We start from the raw sequence: 1,603 nt of genomic DNA, 5'->3' as shown, positions 1-1,603 counted from the left end.
TGCTCTAGGCGCTGCCAGAGAAAGTTGACAAGGGCAACCAGTCCCAGGATCCCCACCGAGATCCCGCAGGCGTACCCAATGGCTTGCCACAGCACAGGAGACATGGGCCAACCTTGCCTGTGCAGAAAGCCGCTCTGAAAGACCTACGAAACGCTCACAAACACTCCTATTTGCGATAGGGCAGTGTTTGTCGCGTCTCTGCTTTCTTCCTGCTTCTGCGACCCATGACTAGTGGCAGAGTTCACCCCTACCACCCCGCCAGAGGGATCTCCACAGGCGTCACTTCCCCGCGAGCTGCAGGTAGCCAGATACCACTGGACCAGGTTGAGGGCAGCGTTCAGGTCGCGGTCTAGCTCCAGACCACACCTTTCACACCGAAACACTCGCTGGCGTAGTGGTATCTTCTGTCGGTGCCCACAGCGAGAACACAGTTGGCTTGACGGGTAAAACTTGTCCGCCACAACCAACTGACAGCCGTAGAGTTGGGCCTTGTACTCTAGCTGTCGCCTGAACTCATAAAACCCACAAAAGGACTCCGTCCCGCTTACGCGAACGGCCAAAGATCCGGCCAGGCGGTAGTTCTTGAGGAGGTTTTGCACCTGCAAGTCCTCAATCACCACCACCCGGTACTTCTTGGCGAGATAGCTGGTCAACTTGTGCAAGTTGTCCAGGCGGATATCCGCTACCCGCCTGTGGGCCCTAGCAAGCTGCATTACCGCCTTCTTGCGGTTGGCAGAGCCCTTCTGTTTACGGCTCACCCGCCGTTGCAGCCTCACCAAGCGCTTCTGGGCTTTGCGGTAAGGCTTGGGGTTGTCGTTCGCGCTAGCGGCGCGGAGCGCAAACATTTCCCCGCTGGAGCAGGTGGCCAAGCGGTTCACGCCCAAGTCCACTCCCACCACGTCTCCAGTCTTCTCCACCTGCAGAAGTGGGGCCTCGTACTTGAAGGAAATGTACCACCGCCCAGCCCGCAGGCTGATTACAACGTTCTTGGGGGTGGCAGTGGGGAGAATTTCCGCACAGCGCAACCAACCAAGGATAGGTACCTTGATGCGGTTGCCGGAAATGCGGATGCTGCCTTCCAAGTAGAAGCTGTCTCGCACCCCCTTACGCTTAAAGCGGGGAAACCTACCCTGCCCGCTCCGCCAGCGTTTGAGAGCTTGCTCCAAGTTGCGGAGAGCCTGCTGTGGGGCACACTTAGAAACCTCGTAGTACCAAGGGTTGGCTTTCTTGACCTCTGCCACTAAGCGCTTATGTAGGTCGTTCGCGGCAGCGGTGCGGAGCACTTTAGCTGTAGGCAGTTTTTGCTTGGCCTCAACAGCTTGCTTGCAGATAGCCAAGCCCCAGTTGTAGGCGTGGCGAGCCACCCCAGCATGCCGGGCTGCCAGGGTTCGCTGCTTGTTGTTGAGGGCCAACTGGGTTTTAAAGCCCAGCAGCATGGGACTAGGAGTGTTGGGTAGCTTGCTTGAGTATTGTGAGTCTTTCTGCCTGCTGTTGTCTACCCCCTTCTGGCCTTATCAGAGGAGATAGCAGAGAGGGAGGCAACGCCTCCCAAGCTGGGCAAGATTCGGCACAATGGGAAGAAATGTTTCTAGCAAGCAGTTGA

At 57.4% G+C, this 1,603-nt stretch carries 1 protein-coding gene; it reads right to left on the bottom strand.

Features of this window, described 5'->3' with window-relative positions; translation table 11 throughout:
* Positions 1–143 precede the first annotated feature (143 nt).
* Complete coding sequence (locus NW807_RS01575; RefSeq protein ID WP_414425105.1) at positions 144–1,436, bottom strand: RNA-guided endonuclease InsQ/TnpB family protein; 1,293 nt, start codon at positions 1,434–1,436, stop codon at positions 144–146.
* Positions 1,437–1,603 lie beyond the last annotated feature (167 nt).

The sequence above is a fragment of the Synechococcus sp. R70.1 genome, assembly GCF_047461675.1.
Taxonomy (GTDB): domain Bacteria; phylum Cyanobacteriota; class Cyanobacteriia; order Thermostichales; family Thermostichaceae; genus Thermostichus.
The sequence above is the reverse complement of the archived record's forward strand: the minus strand, read 5'-3'. Positions and strand labels throughout refer to the sequence as shown.